Source organism: Anoxybacillus ayderensis (assembly GCF_000833605.1).
In the GTDB taxonomy this organism is placed as follows: Bacteria; Bacillota; Bacilli; order Bacillales; family Anoxybacillaceae; genus Anoxybacillus; species Anoxybacillus ayderensis.
Window position 1 is genome coordinate 23,656 of sequence record NZ_JXTG01000003.1, and the last position, 17,491, is coordinate 41,146.

The window sequence follows — 17,491 nt, forward strand, 5'->3', positions numbered from 1 at the left end:
ATGGATCACCTCTTCACTCAAAATGTTTACTTATATATTATTCTCGTTTTACGAAAAAATCCTCTTTTTTGCTTACAATTCGTCGCAACACTTGCTCATCCCCGCGAATCGCTTCTTCAACGTTGTGCGGAAGCGACCATGACCGAATGCGCTGAAACGAGCTTTTTCCGACTTTTTTTAAAAAGCGAAGCGAAACGAGCGCATGGAAATAGTCCATGAGCGCATATGAATAATGCGTCTTTGTGACGAGCGGAAGCGAGCGAATACGAATTACATTTTGACGAATGAAACGCTGCAGTCGATCATATAATTGATGAAACGAAAACGTCACATGAAGCGGAATATTCATCATTTCGATTAACATATACGTTTGCCAAATAAACGGTGGCGTCTCAAACCAATATGAATGGCGAAGGGGGATGCCTGCTTCATGCGGAAATAACGATGGAGTCATATGCGCTTCATACACAATGCGACAAAACGGGCGATTCGTTCGGTAGTAGAGAGGTGACATGCGCCACTGTTTCTTTTTTATGTTCCACGCATGAAAAAGGGCGTCTTGTTGTCCGTGAGGTGTTTTATGCAAAGAAGAAAACGAAATCATATGAAGCGGAACGGTCGTCCACTCCCCATACGCAATCGTTGCGGATAGCGGAATAAGATGATGAAGAAACGACATGGTGCGTTGCGTTGAGCAATAAAATGGAATGATCTCTTGGTCGTTGAAAAAAAGCCACGAAAACGAGGACAATTGAAAAAACAATCCGCGACGCTGCACGTGTGACGAATGAAGAAGCCAAATTGGGACAATGTTTGCGTGCATATATGCTTTCGTTCGCTTCGTAAATAAAGAGGATGAAATCGTGGAGCATTGATACTCTAACGCATACATCTTTTCATGATGGACGACAAATATGTCTGGCCGTTGTTGAATGTGTGGTAAATATGTTTCCACTTTTACTTTCAGTCGTTCATTTGTCAACCATTCGTACAGCTGTTGTTTTCCTTGTAAATGGGCGAGCGTTTCTCGCTCTGTTTCAATAATACATTTTGCTTCATGGGCAAAATGCGGCATGCGTTTTTTTCCGATTTTCAACTGTACTCGCTGTCGACAAACGGGACAAAAAAACGACTCGTTCGCTCGCCATACATGCAGCTGTTCAACCGTCCAATCGTCTAATAACGAACATACTTCCCCATTTTTAAACAACGCAACAAACATATAACCTCCCCTTTCTCCATACATTTTTTCAACAAAGCGAACGATTCTCCTGCAAGAAATACAAAAAATAGGGGAACAACTAAATTTATTGAATTAGGCGTTTTTTATTTCCCTTCTTTCACATTTTATCATACAATAGAAGTACAAGATGTGGGAGGATGGGCGAATGCTCAGGGGTGAATTCCCTTCCTGAATGGATAATCGTAGAAGGGAGCTGAGGAACATGGAAATCGAACGCATCAATGAATATACGTTAAAGCTATATATGTCGTACGGAGACATTGAAGAACGCGGATTTGATCGCGAAGAAATTTGGTACAATCGCGAACGAAGCGAAGAATTATTTTGGGAAATGATTGATGAAATTCATCAAGAAGCGGAACTTTATTTAGAAGGTCCTCTTTGGATTCAAGTGCATGCGCTTGAAAAAGGCATTGAAGTGCTCGTCACAAAAGCGCAAATTTCAAAAGACGGAACGAAATTAGAACTGCCAATTAACGATGAACGATTTAGAGACTTACCTGTCGATGAAAAAATCGAACAAATATTAGATCAACATTTTAACATCATTAAAGCAGCATCATCGGCAGCGCCTGAAAATCCGCTTCAGTTCGTCATCCGCTTTAAAAATATCGAAGACGTCATCGCCCTTGCTCATCGTCGCGATTTTTCAACATTAAACAATCGCCTATTCGCATTTGAAAACAACTATTATTTATACGTCGAATTTACAGAAGAAGATGCCGATCGCGACATTGACAATATGTTAAGCATATTGCTTGAATACGGGCAAGATTCCGAAATGACGATTCATCGTCTTGAAGAATACGGAAAAATCGTCATTGCACAACAAGCGCTAACGATGATCGCAAAACATTTTCCAAACGCATAACGCCGATTTCAATTGCTTGAAATCGGCTTTTTTTCCGTAAGGTTAGGTGAATGATACATGAGAAATGCTTTAAAGGTTGCACTATTTATCCTTGTTTTCATCGGCTTTTTAACGATCACGAAAGATTATTGGGAAGGCTGGCTGCTCGGAACGTTCAGCTTATTTGTCACCTTGTCCGTCATTTTTATTTCATTCGTCATCTTTTTAGAAAACCGCCATCCGACAAAAACGCTCACATGGCTCGTTTTGTTCGGCAGTTTTCCGCTCATCGGCTTTATTTTTTATTTGTTCTTCGGGCAAAATTATCGCAAGAAACGACTTTTCCGAAAAAAGGCGCTACTCGATGAGCAAACGTTTCGCAAACTCGAAACAAATCGTGCTGATCATGAACGAAAACTGTATATGAAACCCCATCAACAACCGTTGTTACAGCTCGCGAAACGGTTGACGAAAGAGTCGATTTCAACGGCGACAAAAACACGAGTGTTAACGAATGGAGAAGAAACGTTTGCCGCCATTTTTGCAGAATTAGAAAAAGCGGAACACCACATTCATCTTGAATATTACATCGTGCGCGATGATGACATCGGCCAGCGCTTGAAGCACATATTAATCCATAAAGCAAAAAAAGGGGTACACGTCCGCTTTTTGTACGATGCTGTCGGAAGTTGGAAACTATCGAAAACGTACATACAGGAAATGCGCGAAGCAGGCGTCGATATGATTCCTTTCTCTCCTGTTCGCTTGCCGTTTTTAAACAATACGATCAACTTCCGCAACCATCGCAAAATTATCGTCATTGATGGAAAAATCGGTTTTGTCGGCGGGTTAAATATTGGCGATGAATATTTAGGGAAAAACGAATATTTTGGCTTTTGGCGCGATACGCATTTACTCGTCTATGGTGAAGCGGTTCGCACGTTACAACTCATTTTTTTGCAAGATTGGTATTACATGACAGGGCAACAATTATTGACGCTTAACTATTTAAACGCTCCAACCGTTGATGAGGCACTCGGAGGCGTCCAACTTGTCGCTGGTGGACCGGATACGAAGTGGGAAGTCATTAAACATTTATTTTTTGCGATGATTACATCGGCTCAGCGTTCCATTTGGATCGCCTCTCCGTATTTTATTCCAGATGAAGATATTTTCACGGCGCTCAAAGTCGCTGCATTAAGCGGCATCGACGTCCGGCTTCTTGTGCCGAAGCGACCCGATAAAAAAATTGTGTTTTACGCTTCCCGCTCTTATTTTCCAGAATTATTAGAGGCAGGAGCGACCATTTACGAATACGAAAAAGGGTTTATGCACAGCAAAATTATTGTCGTAGACGGGGAACTTGCTTCGATCGGCACAGCGAATATGGATATGCGCAGCTTTCATTTAAACTTTGAGGTGAACGCGTTTTTATATCAAACGCCAAGCGTACAAAAGCTAGTCGATGACTTTATCGATGACTTCCATCACTCAACCAAAATAAATATGAAACAATTTCAGCAGCGTCCGCTTTGGATGCGCATCGCGGAGTCAACTGCCCGTCTTCTTTCTCCATTACTATAAAAGGCTTAGCGTGTATGTTACGCTAAGCCTTTGCTGTTGACGAGCTGTTGTGCTTGACGCAATTGATACGTGCGCACTTTTCTCGGTAAAAAGCGGCGAATTTCATCTTCGTTGTATCCAACTTGCAGACGCTTTTCGTCCATAATGATCGGACGGCGCAACAATCCTGGATGTTGGCGAATAATTTCATACAAATCTTGTAACGGCAACGAGTCGACTTGAATGTTTAGCTTTTGAAAAATTTTTGATCTTGTTGAAATAATTTCGTCCGTTCCGTTTTCTGTCATGCGCAAAATGCCTTTAATTTCTTCAATCGTTAACGGCTCCGCGAAAATGTTGCGCTCTTTATACGGAATGTGATGCTCTTCTAACCATGCTTTCGCTTTTCGGCAAGACGTACAACTTGGCGATGAATACACGATAACCATATATATCACTCCCTTAAAAATGGGTTGCTGGAATACATTTCTGTATTAAAACACATCTTATTTTAAAATGACTTTAAAAAACTCTACAACGTACATTATACAACAAAAAAGTTTAGAAAGATACACCTTTTTTAACTTCCACACATATTTATACGCTTGTCCAATACGAACGGTTTCATTTTTCGTTGCTTTCATTTGAAATTTTCTCTACAATAAAAATAGACATGGCAAACAAAGGGGGAAATGACATGGCACAATTTTTTATCGACTTTACGATTGTTGCCATTTTAGTCATCGGTATCACCGCACTTATGGGCGTCATTTTAAACGGCATCGGTGAAAACATATTTGGCGGACAGAAAAAGCGGCTACATACAGCGATGAGCGAACATATTCAAACCGGCTGGAAAACAGTTGGCGGGAAAAAAGCTTCGAGATAATCTCGGAGCTTTTTTTAAAAACAAAATAGTCAAACGAATCAAAATATTGTATAATTCTTTAGTACAGCAAATGAAAAAAGCTAATCTCTCGAACGAGAGATTAGCTGTGCATCGCTTTATATTTTTCATACTCTGCTTCTGAGCAGTAGACGAAATGACCTGGCGTAATTTCGCGCATGCGCACGTCTTCGCCTTCTTTATAGTTATGTTGCGACGGATCGTAAATAATACGTTTACGCGTCCGCTCTGTTTCTGGATCTGGATGCGGGATCGCAGATAAAAGCGACTTCGTATACGGATGAATCGGGTTGCGATACAATTCTTCCGCATCGGCAAGCTCAACCATTTTCCCGAAATACATGACGCCAATTCGGTCGCTAATGTATTTTACCATCGACAAGTCGTGGGCGATAAATAAATACGTCAATCCTTTTTCGCGTTGCAACTTTTTCATTAAGTTGACAACTTGCGCTTGAATCGATACGTCTAACGCGGAAATAGGCTCATCGGCAATAATAAACTCTGGTTCAACCGCAAGCGCGCGCAATGCCGATCCGCTGACGCTGACCGCCTGAAAACTCATGCGGATAACGGTTCGCATGTTCACGGTTTAATCCGACCGTCTCAAGCAGTTCATATACGCGGTTCATGCGCTCTTCTTTCGACGACGCTAAGCCGTGAATATCGATTCCTTCCGCAATAATATCCGCAACAGTCATCCGCGGGTTCAATGACGCATACGGATCTTGGAAAATCATTTGCATTTTCCGTTTTAATTCTTTCGCTTCTTTCGCTGATTTTTTCCGATGCACGCTTAATCCGTTAAACAACACTTCGCCGCCTGTGGCTTCATATAATCCAATAATTGTGCGTCCTGTCGTTGACTTTCCGCAACCCGACTCACCGACGAGACCGAGCGTTTCTCCTTTATAAATATCGAACGTGACATCGTCAACAGCTTTAACGACTTGACCTTTCCCGACTTTAAAATATTGTTTTAAGTTTTTCACTTCAACGAGTTTGTTCATCGCTTCTCCCCTCCTCGATCTTTCGTTAATGCTTCGAACTTTTTCATCCGTTCACGAACGACTTTCGGAGGTTCGACTTTCGGTGCGTTCGGGTGAAGCAACCATGTCGCGGCATAGTGCGTATCAGACACTTGAAACATCGGCGGCTCCATTTCGTAATCAATTTTTAACGCATATGCATTACGAGGCGCAAACGCATCTCCTTTTGGCGGATTTAATAAATCTGGAGGCGTTCCCGGAATTGAGTACAATTCCTCGTCACCGTGTTCTAAGCTTGGCATTGATGCAAGTAGCCCCCATGTATACGGATGTTTCGGATTGTAGAAAATTTCATCGACTGTTCCTTTCTCTACAATTTTCCCGGCATACATGACCGCAACACGATCCGCCACATTTGCGACAACACCTAAATCGTGCGTAATGAAAATAATCGACGTTCCCGTCTTTTTCTGAATGTCTTTAATGAGCTCTAAAATTTGTGCTTGAATCGTCACGTCTAGCGCAGTTGTCGGCTCGTCCGCAATTAACACTTTCGGATTGCACGCGAGCGCGATCGCAATGACGATCCGTTGACGCATACCGCCTGATAATTGATGCGGATATTGTTTAAAACGAAGCGCTGGCTCTTTAATGCCAACAAGGTCAAGCAATTCAATGGCGCGCGCTTTCGCTTCTGCTTTGGACATTTGTTGATGTTTTAACAATACTTCTGTAATTTGTTTTCCGATCGTCATCGTTGGGTTTAACGCTGTCATCGGGTCTTGGAAAATCATTGAAATTTCTGCTCCGCGCACCCGTTGCATTTCTTTTTCCGACAGCTTTGTCAAATCGCGACCTTCTAATAAAATTTGACCTTGCTTAATGCGCGCTGGTGGCATCGGAAGTAGACGCATAAGCGCTTTTGACGTCACCGATTTTCCTGAACCAGACTCCCCAACGATCGCAAGCGTTTCTCCTTTGTACAAGTCAAACGATACACCGCGTACAGCTTGTACTTCCCCACCGTACACATCAAACGAAATATGCAAATCTTTTACCTCTAGTACCTTTTCCATTGTTCCACCCCTTTCATCCGTTATTTACGCATTTTCGGATCAAGCGCATCGCGCAAACCGTCCGCTAATAAGTTAAAGCTTAAAATGAGCAAGCTGATCACAAACGCTGGAATCATCATAAGATGAGGGTACGTTTGGATCGATTTATAGCCATCATTAACGAGTGAACCGAGCGACGCTTCAGGAGGACGAATACCAAGTCCGATGAAACTTAAAAACGCCTCTGTAAAAATCGCACTCGGAATCGTAAACATCGTTGTAATAATAATTGGTCCGATGACGTTCGGAAGTAAATGTTTTCCGATAATACGTGCATCAGATGCTCCGAGCGTACGCGCTGCTAAAACGTATTCCATATTTTTTAGCTTTAAAATTTGTCCGCGCACAATACGTGCCATCGTGACCCAACCGGTGATGACCATCGCCATCGTAATCGAAATAATTCCCGGCTCAAATACGAGAATAAATAAGATGACAACAATTAAGTTTGGAATACCGACGAGCACTTCAATAATACGCTGCATGACGTTATCGACACGACCGCCGTAAAATCCTGAGACGCCACCGTAAATAATTCCAATTAATAAGTCAATCGCTGCTGCTAATACACCGATATATAACGAAATGCGGGCACCGTACCATGTCCGTGTCCATAAGTCGCGACCGAGGTCGTCTGTACCGAACCAATAATATTCTTTTACCCCACGTTTTTCGTACACATCAATGCCGTTCATATCTTTTCCGTTAAACGGAAGCCAGTCTATATGTTCTAACACCGGAATGCGCGGTGGTAATTTCGCGTGTTGTATTTTTTGGTCTTTATACGTATGCTCACTCATCATTGGTGCAAAAATGGCCATGAGTGCAATAATAATAATCATCACTAATCCAAAGACAGCACCTTTATTTTTTCTTAATCGAATCCAAGCGTCTTGTAAAAACGTTAAGCTTGGACGATTAATTTTTTCCATATCACCTTGACGTTCTGTCGCTAGCTCAAACAACTCAGGAGATAATTGCTTTTCATTCATCATTTTTTCCCTCCCGCTAAACGAATTCGCGGATCAATTAAGCCGTAAAGCAAGTCCACAATAAAAATAACAAAAATAAATAACGCACTATAGAAAATGGTCGTGCCCATAATGACTGGATAGTCATTTAAGTTAATGGAACGAACGAACTGCTCCCCTAATCCAGGAACCGCAAAAATTTGCTCAATCACAAGCGTTCCTGTCATTAAGTTTACAGCCATCGGGCCGAGAATTGTAATAATTGGAATCATTGCATTTCGCAATCCATGTTTAAAAATGACGCCAAAGCCGCTAATTCCTTTTGCACGCGCTGTTAAAATATAGTCCGAACCGAGCACTTCTAACATTTCTGTACGCATAAAGCGCGCGATGCTCGCGATAACGAATACCGACAACGCTAGCGTCGGCATAATGGTATACTCAAATCCTTCCCAAAACGCAACAGGAAGTAATTTTAATTTTACACCGATGTAATATTGCAACAATCCACCGAATACAAATGATGGAATGGAAATACCTAAAACAGCTAACACCGTTGCTCCATAGTCAATCGCTGTATTGTGACGAACAGCAGCAATCACACCGAGCAAAATGCCGACAATTGTTCCGAATACAAGCGCTTGAAAACCAAGTTGCGCAGATGGACCAATACGATCAGCAATGAGTGTGGAAACTGGGCGATTGTCATATTGGAACGAAACCCCTAAATCACCTTTTGCCAAATTGCCTAAATAACGAACGTATTGAACTGGAATTGGATCATTTAATCCGTACTTATCTAAAATAATTTTTTGTTGCTCTGGCGTTAACTTCTCTTGATTTTGCAGAGGGGAACCAGGGAGAAGCTTCATTAAAAAGAACGTTGCTGTTGCAATAATGAATAGTGTAATTAACATATAAATAAAACGTTGCAACGTATAACGTGCCATATCGCACACCTCCTTACAAAATTAAAAACTTTTTGAAATTTTTTTGACTAGCAGGCAAAAGGAGAGTATATGCTCATCGCACATATACTCTCCTTTCTTTTCGATTACTCGATATAAGCCCACTTGTAGCTGTTGTCTGCACCGAATGAATGATCAACGACGCCTTTTACGTATTCACGCTCTAAGTACGCTGAACCACGTTGGTACATTGGCGCGATAACTGCCTCATCTAACAAGATTTTCTCAGCTTTTAACATCGCATCCCAACGAGCTTGTAAGTCAGAAAGAAGCGTTGTTTTCGCATCTTGTACAAGTTTGTCGTACTCAACATTTGACCAACCTGTTTCGTTGTGAGCACCGTTTGTGACAAACATGTCGATGAATGTCATTGCGTCTTTATAGTCTGGACCCCAACCACCAAATGATAACTCATATTGCATTTTGCTTTCAAGTTCAAGTTTTTGCTTAAATGGTTGTTGTTTAATATTCACTGTTAAACCTGGTAAGTTTGTTTCTAACTGCGCTTTCACATACTCACTAATTTTCTTCGCTACTTCAGTATCTGTATTTAACAACTCAAGCGTTACTTTGTCTTTGCCAAGCTCTTTTTTCGCTTGTTCCCAATATTTTTTCGCTTCTTCAGCGTTAAATGTGACTAAGTCGCCATTTTCTTCACGGAAGTCTTTTCCGTTCGGTCCTTTAACAAATCCTTCTGGAACGAAGTAGTTTGCTGCTTTTGAACCGTTATTTAAAATTGTTGCAACCATCGCTTCTTTGTCGATCGCCATCGCAATCGCTTTACGAGCGTTTACGTTTTTCAACACTTCGTTCTTTTGGTTCATACGAATGAAGAACATTACAGGCTCTGATTTTGTTTTAAAGTTTTTGTCGCTTTTATATTTGTCAACAAACTCAGCGCTTAAACCTGTGCGGTCTGCTTTGTTTGTTTCATATAAGTTTACAGCTGTCGCAACGTCTTTCACGATGTTGAAGTTAATTGTTTCAAGCTTTACAGTTTGTGCATCCCAATATTGTTCGTTTTTCTTTAATTGGAAGCTTTGTTCATGTTTCCACTCGCTTAATACGAACGGACCATTGTAAATTGTTGTGTTTGCTTCAAGACCGTATTTGTCCCCTTGTTCTTTTACAAACTTTTCGTTTTGTGGATAGAATGTTGGGAACGCTAATAAGCTTAAGAAATATGGAATTGGGTTTTTCAATTCAACTTGTAACGTTTTGTCGTCAATTGCTTTGACACCTAATTGGTCAACAGGTACTTTTCCTGTGTTTACTTCTTCAGCGTTTTTAATGTCGTACATAATGTACGCATACTCAGAACCTGTGTTTGGATCAAGCGCTTTTCTCCAAGCAAATACGAAATCGTTTGCCGTCACAGGATCTCCGTTTGACCATTTTGCATCGCGAAGCTTGAATGTGTACACTTTTCCATCTTCGCTTACTTCGTAGCTTTCAGCCATTCCTGGCGTAGGCTCGTCGTTTTGGTCTAAACGGTATAACCCTTCAAATACGTTGTTCATGACGCGGAATGACACGCTGTCAGTCGCTAACGTAGAGTCTAATGAAGGAATTTCAGCGCTCTCAAGCAAGTTTAATACTTGCTCTTTTGCCGGCGCTTCTTGCGCTGGCTTTTCGCCTTCATTGGCAGTCTTGTCCTCTTCTTTTTTGCCGCCACACGCTGCTAAAAACGTGGACAAAGCAAGAAGAAGAGCGAAAAAGATAGATAACTTTTTCTTCATGCGAGTTTCCCCCTCATCTGTTTATTGTATTTATTTCCATCTTCTGATTTATCAGAAGATTTGAAACACAAGGACATTATATAACGAATTAATATATTTGAAAAGATTTTTTAAAAACTTTTTTTAAATTTTCTAACATTTTAACTAAGTGTAAGGTTTTTTAACATATGTGATAAAATCAGCTTGATGACTATTTTATTTGTTTTTTATTCGTTTGTAAATAGAAAATTTACACTTTTTTTAGTATAATACTTCACAGCGATTAAGCGCGAAAGGTGGATGAATGGTGAAAAAAGCAGTCGTGACAAGCTTTCTCGTATTTTTCATTGCGCTAACGGTTGCACTTTTTTCAAGCAATTGGTGGCTCACATTTATTAATATTTCTTTTTATATCGCTCAACCTCTTGTTATTATTGGCGGATTTCGGTTCATATATGAAAAAGGTTTTTTTGATGTGACGATTTCTAGTTTTAAACGATTGTTTCGTCCCCCTGTTGAAATTGATGATGAAAATGAGCAAGAAAACGATGAAGAGAAAAAACAGTGGGGAGCACCATTTTTCTTTGCTGGTTTGATCATTACATTGCTCACGCTCATTTTTTCGTACGTTCGTTGACAATAAAAAACAAATATTATAAAATGTCTAGAAAAAACGATGCGATGACAAAGAGTAGTACATATAACGAGGCGTTCAGAGAGCTTGTGGACGGTGCGAACAAGCCGCTAGTTGTATGGAATGGGCTTTCGAGCATTCAAGTTGAAAAAAAGTAGGCTTGAACGTTTGCCTTACGTTACAAAGGCGCCATGCATACCGCATGGGCAAAGTGATTGTCGCAATGACAATAACTAGGGTGGCACCACGGTTCTATCGTCCCTAAAGATGATAGGACTTTTTTTATTGTTAAAAAATGAAAAGGAGTGATTCGATGAAGACGATTTTTTCAGGTATTCAACCAAGCGGCGTCATTACGCTCGGCAACTATATTGGAGCGATGAAACAGTTTGTTGAACTACAAGACGATTACAACTGCTATTTTTGTATCGTCGATCAACATGCGATTACCGTTCCGCAAGATCGGCTAGCGCTTCGGAAAAACATTCGCAGCTTAGCTGCCTTTTATTTAGCGGTCGGCATTGATCCGAACAAATCAACGTTATTTATTCAGTCCGAAGTGCCTGCGCATGCGCAAGCGGGCTGGATTTTACAATGCATCGCCTACATTGGCGAATTAGAGCGCATGACGCAGTTTAAAGATAAATCTGCTGGAAAAGAAGCCGTAAGTGCTGGGTTGTTAACGTATCCGCCACTTATGGCAGCCGACATTTTACTTTACTCGACAGACATCGTTCCTGTCGGTGAAGATCAAAAACAACATATTGAGCTCACGCGCGATTTAGCGGAGCGATTTAATAAACGATATGGAGACATTTTCACGATCCCAGAAGCGCGCATTCCGAAAATCGGCGCTCGTATTATGTCGCTCACTGACCCAACGAAAAAAATGAGCAAATCCGATCCGAACCAAAAATCGTACATTACGTTGCTTGATGATGCGAAAACGATCGAGAAAAAAGTAAAAAGCGCCGTCACAGACTCAGAAGGCGTCATTCGCTATGATAAAGAAAATAAACCGGGCGTATCGAACTTATTAACGATTTACTCCATTTTAGCAAACGAACCGATCGAGCGATTAGAAGAACGATATGCTGGAAAAGGGTACGGGGAGTTTAAAGCCGATGTCGCTCAAGTTATTATTGACGCATTAACGCCAATTCAAGAAAAATATTACGAGCTCATGGAAAGCTCAAAACTAGATGACATTTTAGACGAAGGAGCCGAAAAAGCAAACCGCGTCGCAAGTAAAATGTTAAAGAAAATGGAAAACGCCATCGGTTTAGGAAGAAAAAGACGATAAAAAACTCAGCTCCACGCGGGCTGAGTTTTTTAATTCACTTTCGGCTCTTGTTCCATTTCCCATAGTTTCTCAAAAAACGGTTGTCCTTTGACGAGCCGTTCGCATAAATGAACGTGCCGCTCTGACCATCCGTATTTCGCTTCTTCATACAAACCGTTCCACGCTTCTTCAAACGACATTTGTTGAATGTATGCATACTTTTCTGGCGCCCATTCGGTATACCAATAGCGCACTTCAGCGACATTTTTCGTTCCGTACAACTGGTCAAGCGCCATAAATAATAGTTGCTTCAATTGCCGCTCTTTGCGCGTTAATCCGCTCATCAATGCAGGATGCGGCGATAAAATATGATATTCTTTTTCACTTTGTTGAAATGGATATATGCGCACATCTTGTTCTTTGACCATCTCATAAACGAGCTGTTCTTGGCGTGGAATGAGCCGGCTTTTTCGAATCGGAATATGATAGCCAATCGTATCAATTGCCACAATGCCACAACCATCTGTCGCAATAAAACAATAATCAAGCTGGATGCGCTCATGATTTTTGCGCACGTACGCTTTTTGATATACATCTTCAAGCAGCGGCTTCGGAATTTCCGACAAACTATTTTCTAAGTAACGAAACAGTTGTGGGCTCACTTTTAATACAGGCACTTGATCTAACAGCTCAATCGCATCATCTTTTCTCCACTCATAAAAGTGGCAAACGTTATACCCGTTTTCTTCCCCTTCAAACCAATTCACCCAAACATCGTGAAGATATAACATGCATAACCCCTCACTTCGAACGATTTGTTCACAGTATGGTCAGAGGTCGTTCATTTTATTCCATTTCACCCTAAATTTAACCATCATCATGAGACGGAAAATAAATGCTTAACCACGTCATAAACAAACCGATCGGCAAAAAGTAACATTCCACTTTTGTGCTAATAAACACGAGATATTCTTTCCAATCTGAACGTGATGCCATAATATTTAAATACGCAATCATCGTCGTCCCACCAATGACCGACATCCCAAACCCAAGCAAATAAAAAAAGAAACGCATTCGCCAGTCCCCCTTGTCCACTACTATATGTATGAACAAGCATGCAAACGATGCGTTACGTAAAAAAAATTTCTTCAGCTTTCATCGAAAGTAGCTCTATCATCGTCTTTTTTTCTAGCGCCTGCTTCACAACCGCATATCCGACCGCATAGCCGAGCATGCGCGGATAAAAGGCAGAACCGTACAAAAGCGAACGATAACGAGCATCGTCTGGTCGAGTAGAGAGGTTTGGGATTATCCATTTTTTCATCCATTGCTTTAGTTGTTCTTCTGTATAATATGTCGTCCATGTTGCGACATATTCACTTCCGAGCCGCTCGTACACCGCATGTTCTGCTAATCCTTCCATCACGATGCGATCAAGAAGCGTATAGTCGCGCTCATCTTTCGGATCAGCATGCAAACGACAAACGTGGTTATATTCGTGAATGAGGAGGGCATAAATATGTTCGTTCGATACGTGAGGAAGCAAAAATAAAAATAGTTGATCGCGAAAAGCGACGCCTGATTTTCCACCAAATTCACGTTGCAGCGAACGGTTCGTAGCATCAGCAGGGAAAATAAATATAGGCACGTCTGGGCCATCCCACTCTTTTTGGAGTTCTGTAAACTTTTTTGCGACAAACGCCCATACGTTTTTTTCTGCGAGCTGTTTCATCGTATCATGTTGGTTATGTCGCGCCATGCCGTGCGCAAATAAATGACGTTGCACATCTTCTTTTATTTTTTTTCGCCACATATCGTCCACAAACCAATGTTTCGTATTTATTACTCCCATGACATTCCCTCCTTTCGTTATCGCATTGTACGATAAACGAAAGGAAAATGTGAAAAAGGATGAGGCGAACCTCATCCTTCATATTTTTTGAAAATAATCGTTGCATTATGTCCACCGAAGCCGAGCGAGTTGCTTAATACCGCACGCACGTCTTGTTTGCGTGCCACGTTCGGCACGTAATCTAAGTCGCATTCTGGGTCTGGTGTTTCGTAATTAATCGTTGGCGGAATGACGCCATCGTGGATCGATAAAACGGAGAAAATGGCTTCGATTGCACCCGCTGCACCAAGCAAATGTCCCGTCATCGATTTCGTCGAGCTGACGGCTAGTTTGTATGCGTGCTCGCCAAATACTTCTTTAATCGCCATCGTTTCATATTTATCATTATACTCTGTGCTCGTGCCGTGCGCGTTAATGTAGTCGATGTCCTCTGGCTGCATATTCGCATCATAGAGCGCTTGACGCATCGCACGCACGCCGCCTTCCCCACCCGGCGCTGGAGCGGTAATATGATACGCATCGCCTGTCGCACCGTAGCCAACGATTTCCGCATAAATGCGGGCACCGCGTTTTAACGCATGTTCTAGTTCTTCTAAAATAATAATGCCAGCCCCTTCGCCCATAATAAATCCGTCGCGATGTTGATCAAATGGACGGCACGCTGTTTTTGGGTCTGGGTTAAACGAGAGCGCTTTCGCTGCGCTAAATCCGGCAAACGCCATATGTGTAATTGGCGCTTCTGTTCCACCTGTAATCATCACATCGGCATCGCCACGTTCAATGACTTTAAACGCATCGCCAATCGAGTTCGTTCCTGTCGCACAAGCGGTGACCGTACATGAGTTGATTCCTTTTGCCCCAAGCATAATCGACACTTGCCCTGCCGCCATATCCGGAATCATCATCGGAACGAAAAACGGGCTGACGCGACGATATCCTTTTTCTAAAAACGTCTTCAGCTGTTCTTCGTACGTTTCCATCCCGCCGATGCCTGAACCGATCCAGACGCCAATGCGCGGCGCGTTTTCCTCTGTAATTTGTAAATTCGCATCTTTGACTGCCATCATCGATGCAGCGACCGCATATTGCGTAAATCGGTCCATTTTGCGCGCTTCTTTTTTATCGATAAATTGTTCCACTTGAAAATCTTTCACTTCCGCTGCTACTTTCGCAGGAAAATCGTCCGCATTTAACCGTGTGAGCGGACCGATGCCGGATTGTCCAGCAACGATGTTTTTCCATGTCGTTTCAACATCATTTCCTACCGGTGTGACAGCCCCTAATCCCGTGACGACGACTCGTCTTTTGTTCACCACTCATCACTCCTTTGTTTCATCATACCATCGTTATTTGCCCCAGCGCAATGCAATAGCGCCCCACGTTAATCCACCGCCAAAGCCAACCATAATGATAAGGTCATCATCTTGAATGCGTCCGGCTTCCACTTCTTCTACAAGTGAAATCGGAATGGATGCAGCGGATGTATTTCCGTATTTATTCACTGTAATCGACATGCGCTCAACAGGCAGTTCGAGCCGTTCGCGCGCCGCCTCCATAATGCGAATGTTCGCCTGATGCGGAATTAAAAAGTCGACGTCCGCTTTCGTCAATCCTGCTTTTTCTAATACGCGAATGCATGACTCGCCCATTTGGCGCACCGCAAACTTAAACACTTCCCGTCCGTTCATGACAATATGGTCGTCTTGATATAAATATTTTCCCCCCGTACCGTCTGCCCCAAGTTCAAACGATACGATGCCGCGCCCTTCTGCAACTTTCCCCATGACAACTGCTCCTGCGCCGTCTCCAAACAACACCGCTGTATTTCGATCGCTCCAATCGACGATTTTTGATAACTTTTCTACACCAACGACAAGCACGTATTTGTACGTATTTGTTTCAATAAATTGTTTCGCGGTTACCATCGCATACATAAATCCTGCACATGCCGCGCTTACGTCAAGTGCCGCTGCATGCACCGCCCCGAGCTTTTCTTGCAACATACATGCGACGGACGGAAAAGGGCGATCAGGCGTCACCGTCGCTACTAAAATGAGATCAATTTGTTCAGGAGAAATGCCCGCATTATCAAGGGCGCGCTTCGCTGCGATATAACCCATATCGGACGTATCTATATCGTCTGAAGCAATACGACGTTCTTCAATCCCTGTGCGCGTCCGAATCCATTCATCTGACGTATCCATTCGTTGTTCTAATTCTTTATTCGTCACAATACGTTCCGGCACATATCGTCCAATTCCAATAATTCCTGCACTCACGGAAATATCGTCTCCTTTTATTATCAAACTTTATTACTTGGTACTAATTTTACTTTCTTTTTTCGTTTCATGCAATAAAAAAATGAGGCGTTTACTCGACACCTCATTTACTCATTCGGCAATTTTCCTGTTGCTTTATATCGTTCAATCGCTTTTGTTATTTTTTGTCGGAACGGTTTGTCGACAAGCGGGCTAAACGTGCCGAGTTCGACGACGCCGTCTTGAAAATCGACATATGTCGTTCCAGACGTTAATTCTCCATCGATGAACTTTTTCGCCACAAGTTCATATAGCGCATCGACATGTTGGACGGTGCTCGTTAGCACCGTTCGTTCTCCTAAATCTGCTTGATCCGTTACGTAACCAATCGCATAAAGACCGTGTTCTTTCATTTTTTCAATCACTGGTACACTAAATTTATCGCCGGCTGGATATATGACATCCACCCCTTCAGCAATCATTCGTTCGGCAATGGCTATGGCCGTATCGACGTCGTCCCAATGTTGTACATATTCCACGTCGACATTCGCATTTTCGTTCTCATGTAAAGCCCCTTCAAAAAAACCGTCCACTTCCGGCTGCCATTCAAATGCGGCAATGACGCCAATTTTGTTCGTCTTCGTCATATGCCCCGCCACCATGCCGCCAAAAAAGCCCATCGCATGCCCTGCGAAATTAAAACTTGTCACATTTTTCTTTTTCGCTTCTCCGTTAAAAAATACAAAATGAATGTTCGGATATTGATCTGCGATGTCATCAAAATACTCCCCGTACTCACTTCCATGACCAAAAATTAAATGGACTCCTTTTTGGTGAAATTGTTTTACCGCTTGTGCCGTCGCTGCTTTTGAGTTTACCCCTTCGCGATAAAACACTTCCGCATCAAATTTCGCTTGAATGCGAAGCAATCCTTTATACCCTTTCGTTCCCCACACTTGATCATCAATTGTATCTGAAACGAGCAAACCAACTTTTTGTACATTTCCCGATGATAATTTTGCAGGAGCGCAAGAAGATAAAATAAAAAGTAGTGCAAAAATAAAATACGTATATCGCCTCATCAACATGCAACACTCCTTTTTCGGTCTCATTTTTTATTTTACTTGCTTCCTTTCCTATC

The 17,491-nt window shown here is 42.1% G+C and carries 17 protein-coding genes, 1 pseudogene and 1 other annotated feature; of the genes and pseudogenes, 5 read left to right on the forward strand and 13 right to left on the reverse strand.

Features of this window, described 5'->3' with window-relative positions:
* Nucleotides 1-37 precede the first annotated feature (37 nt).
* The gene (locus tag JV16_RS04475; protein ID WP_021094735.1) at nucleotides 38-1,222 is read right to left on the reverse strand and encodes a competence protein CoiA; all 1,185 of its coding nucleotides are present in this window, start codon (nucleotides 1,220-1,222) and stop codon (nucleotides 38-40) included.
* Nucleotides 1,223-1,445: 223 nt separating this feature from the next.
* On the opposite strand from JV16_RS04475, the gene mecA reads away from it, so the two are divergent.
* Together mecA and cls are read left to right on the forward strand one after the other, a co-directional pair.
* Complete coding sequence (gene mecA / locus JV16_RS04480) at nucleotides 1,446-2,114, forward strand: adaptor protein MecA (RefSeq protein ID WP_021094736.1); 669 nt, start codon at nucleotides 1,446-1,448, stop codon at nucleotides 2,112-2,114.
* A gap of 57 nt (nucleotides 2,115-2,171) precedes the next feature.
* Entirely contained in the window at nucleotides 2,172-3,677 is a 1,506-nt protein-coding gene (cls, locus tag JV16_RS04485; RefSeq protein WP_042534477.1) for a cardiolipin synthase, read from the forward strand.
* Nucleotides 3,678-3,694: 17 nt separating this feature from the next.
* Here cls and spxA read toward each other — a convergent pair whose 3' ends face one another.
* Complete coding sequence (spxA, locus tag JV16_RS04490; RefSeq protein WP_021094738.1) at nucleotides 3,695-4,105, reverse strand: transcriptional regulator SpxA; 411 nt, start codon at nucleotides 4,103-4,105, stop codon at nucleotides 3,695-3,697.
* A 248-nt stretch (nucleotides 4,106-4,353) separates the two neighbouring features.
* Between spxA and JV16_RS04495 the strand changes: the two genes are divergently transcribed.
* Nucleotides 4,354-4,545, forward strand: a complete 192-nt coding sequence (locus JV16_RS04495) for a hypothetical protein (RefSeq protein ID WP_009362180.1) — start codon at nucleotides 4,354-4,356, stop codon at nucleotides 4,543-4,545.
* A gap of 100 nt (nucleotides 4,546-4,645) precedes the next feature.
* Here the strand turns inward: JV16_RS04495 and JV16_RS04500 are convergent.
* The 5 genes and pseudogenes from JV16_RS04500 to JV16_RS04520 form a co-directional block, all read right to left on the reverse strand.
* Nucleotides 4,646-5,573 (reverse strand): annotated as a pseudogene (locus tag JV16_RS04500) (ABC transporter ATP-binding protein).
* Entirely contained in the window at nucleotides 5,570-6,628 is a 1,059-nt protein-coding gene (locus JV16_RS04505) for an ABC transporter ATP-binding protein (protein WP_042534479.1), read from the reverse strand. Before JV16_RS04505 ends, JV16_RS04500 begins: the two are co-directional and overlap by 4 nt.
* Before the next feature lie 20 nt (nucleotides 6,629-6,648).
* Nucleotides 6,649-7,662, reverse strand: coding sequence for an oligopeptide ABC transporter permease (opp3C, locus tag JV16_RS04510; RefSeq protein WP_021094742.1), 1,014 nt, complete (start codon nucleotides 7,660-7,662; stop codon nucleotides 6,649-6,651).
* Complete coding sequence (gene opp3b / locus JV16_RS04515) at nucleotides 7,659-8,588, reverse strand: oligopeptide ABC transporter permease (protein WP_021094743.1); 930 nt, start codon at nucleotides 8,586-8,588, stop codon at nucleotides 7,659-7,661. The genes opp3C and opp3b overlap by 4 nt, the downstream gene beginning before the upstream one ends.
* 104 nt (nucleotides 8,589-8,692) lie before the next feature.
* Nucleotides 8,693-10,345, reverse strand: coding sequence for a peptide ABC transporter substrate-binding protein (locus JV16_RS04520; protein WP_021094744.1), 1,653 nt, complete (start codon nucleotides 10,343-10,345; stop codon nucleotides 8,693-8,695).
* Between the two features lie 283 nt (nucleotides 10,346-10,628).
* Between JV16_RS04520 and JV16_RS04525 the strand changes: the two genes are divergently transcribed.
* Nucleotides 10,629-10,961: a DUF3899 domain-containing protein gene (locus tag JV16_RS04525; protein WP_216367384.1), complete on the forward strand. Its 333-nt coding sequence runs from the start codon at nucleotides 10,629-10,631 to the stop codon at nucleotides 10,959-10,961.
* A 35-nt stretch (nucleotides 10,962-10,996) separates the two neighbouring features.
* Nucleotides 10,997-11,224: a binding site (T-box leader), on the forward strand.
* Nucleotides 11,225-11,271: 47 nt separating this feature from the next.
* Entirely contained in the window at nucleotides 11,272-12,261 is a 990-nt protein-coding gene (gene trpS / locus JV16_RS04530) for a tryptophan--tRNA ligase (RefSeq protein WP_009362186.1), read from the forward strand.
* Nucleotides 12,262-12,290: 29 nt separating this feature from the next.
* Here the strand turns inward: trpS and JV16_RS04535 are convergent, their stop codons facing one another.
* From JV16_RS04535 to JV16_RS04560, 6 genes are all read right to left on the reverse strand, one after another.
* Nucleotides 12,291-13,031 (reverse strand): YjbA family protein, encoded by a 741-nt coding sequence (locus tag JV16_RS04535; protein ID WP_042534481.1) that lies wholly within the window; start codon nucleotides 13,029-13,031, stop codon nucleotides 12,291-12,293.
* A gap of 76 nt (nucleotides 13,032-13,107) precedes the next feature.
* On the reverse strand, nucleotides 13,108-13,314 hold the full coding sequence (locus tag JV16_RS04540) for a YuzI family membrane protein (RefSeq protein WP_009362188.1): 207 nt from the start codon (nucleotides 13,312-13,314) through the stop codon (nucleotides 13,108-13,110).
* Nucleotides 13,315-13,369: 55 nt separating this feature from the next.
* The gene (locus JV16_RS04545) at nucleotides 13,370-14,092 is read right to left on the reverse strand and encodes a DUF2268 domain-containing putative Zn-dependent protease (protein ID WP_021094749.1); all 723 of its coding nucleotides are present in this window, start codon (nucleotides 14,090-14,092) and stop codon (nucleotides 13,370-13,372) included.
* Between the two features lie 71 nt (nucleotides 14,093-14,163).
* Nucleotides 14,164-15,405: a beta-ketoacyl-ACP synthase II gene (fabF, locus tag JV16_RS04550; protein WP_035063164.1), complete on the reverse strand. Its 1,242-nt coding sequence runs from the start codon at nucleotides 15,403-15,405 to the stop codon at nucleotides 14,164-14,166.
* 33 nt (nucleotides 15,406-15,438) lie between these two features.
* Nucleotides 15,439-16,371, reverse strand: coding sequence for a beta-ketoacyl-ACP synthase III (locus JV16_RS04555; protein WP_021094751.1), 933 nt, complete (start codon nucleotides 16,369-16,371; stop codon nucleotides 15,439-15,441).
* Between the two features lie 107 nt (nucleotides 16,372-16,478).
* A complete protein-coding gene (locus tag JV16_RS04560) occupies nucleotides 16,479-17,438 on the reverse strand; it encodes a BMP family ABC transporter substrate-binding protein (protein ID WP_042534484.1) in 960 nt (319 codons plus the stop codon).
* Between the last annotated feature and the right edge of the window lie 53 nt (nucleotides 17,439-17,491).

Coding starts and splice junctions, on each gene's coding strand:
- JV16_RS04475 (WP_021094735.1), bottom strand. CDS start 1,222: ATGTTTGTTGCGTTGTTTAAAAATGGGGAAGTATGTTCGTTATTAGAC.
- mecA (WP_021094736.1), top strand. CDS start 1,446: ATGGAAATCGAACGCATCAATGAATATACGTTAAAGCTATATATGTCG.
- cls (WP_042534477.1), top strand. CDS start 2,172: ATGAGAAATGCTTTAAAGGTTGCACTATTTATCCTTGTTTTCATCGGC.
- spxA (WP_021094738.1), bottom strand. CDS start 4,105: ATGGTTATCGTGTATTCATCGCCAAGTTGTACGTCTTGCCGAAAAGCG.
- JV16_RS04495 (WP_009362180.1), top strand. CDS start 4,354: ATGGCACAATTTTTTATCGACTTTACGATTGTTGCCATTTTAGTCATC.
- JV16_RS04505 (WP_042534479.1), bottom strand. CDS start 6,628: ATGGAAAAGGTACTAGAGGTAAAAGATTTGCATATTTCGTTTGATGTG.
- opp3C (WP_021094742.1), bottom strand. CDS start 7,662: ATGATGAATGAAAAGCAATTATCTCCTGAGTTGTTTGAGCTAGCGACA.
- opp3b (WP_021094743.1), bottom strand. CDS start 8,588: ATGGCACGTTATACGTTGCAACGTTTTATTTATATGTTAATTACACTA.
- JV16_RS04520 (WP_021094744.1), bottom strand. CDS start 10,345: ATGAAGAAAAAGTTATCTATCTTTTTCGCTCTTCTTCTTGCTTTGTCC.
- JV16_RS04525 (WP_216367384.1), top strand. CDS start 10,629: ATGGTGAAAAAAGCAGTCGTGACAAGCTTTCTCGTATTTTTCATTGCG.
- trpS (WP_009362186.1), top strand. CDS start 11,272: ATGAAGACGATTTTTTCAGGTATTCAACCAAGCGGCGTCATTACGCTC.
- JV16_RS04535 (WP_042534481.1), bottom strand. CDS start 13,031: ATGTTATATCTTCACGATGTTTGGGTGAATTGGTTTGAAGGGGAAGAA.
- JV16_RS04540 (WP_009362188.1), bottom strand. CDS start 13,314: ATGCGTTTCTTTTTTTATTTGCTTGGGTTTGGGATGTCGGTCATTGGT.
- JV16_RS04545 (WP_021094749.1), bottom strand. CDS start 14,092: ATGGGAGTAATAAATACGAAACATTGGTTTGTGGACGATATGTGGCGA.
- JV16_RS04560 (WP_042534484.1), bottom strand. CDS start 17,438: ATGTTGATGAGGCGATATACGTATTTTATTTTTGCACTACTTTTTATT.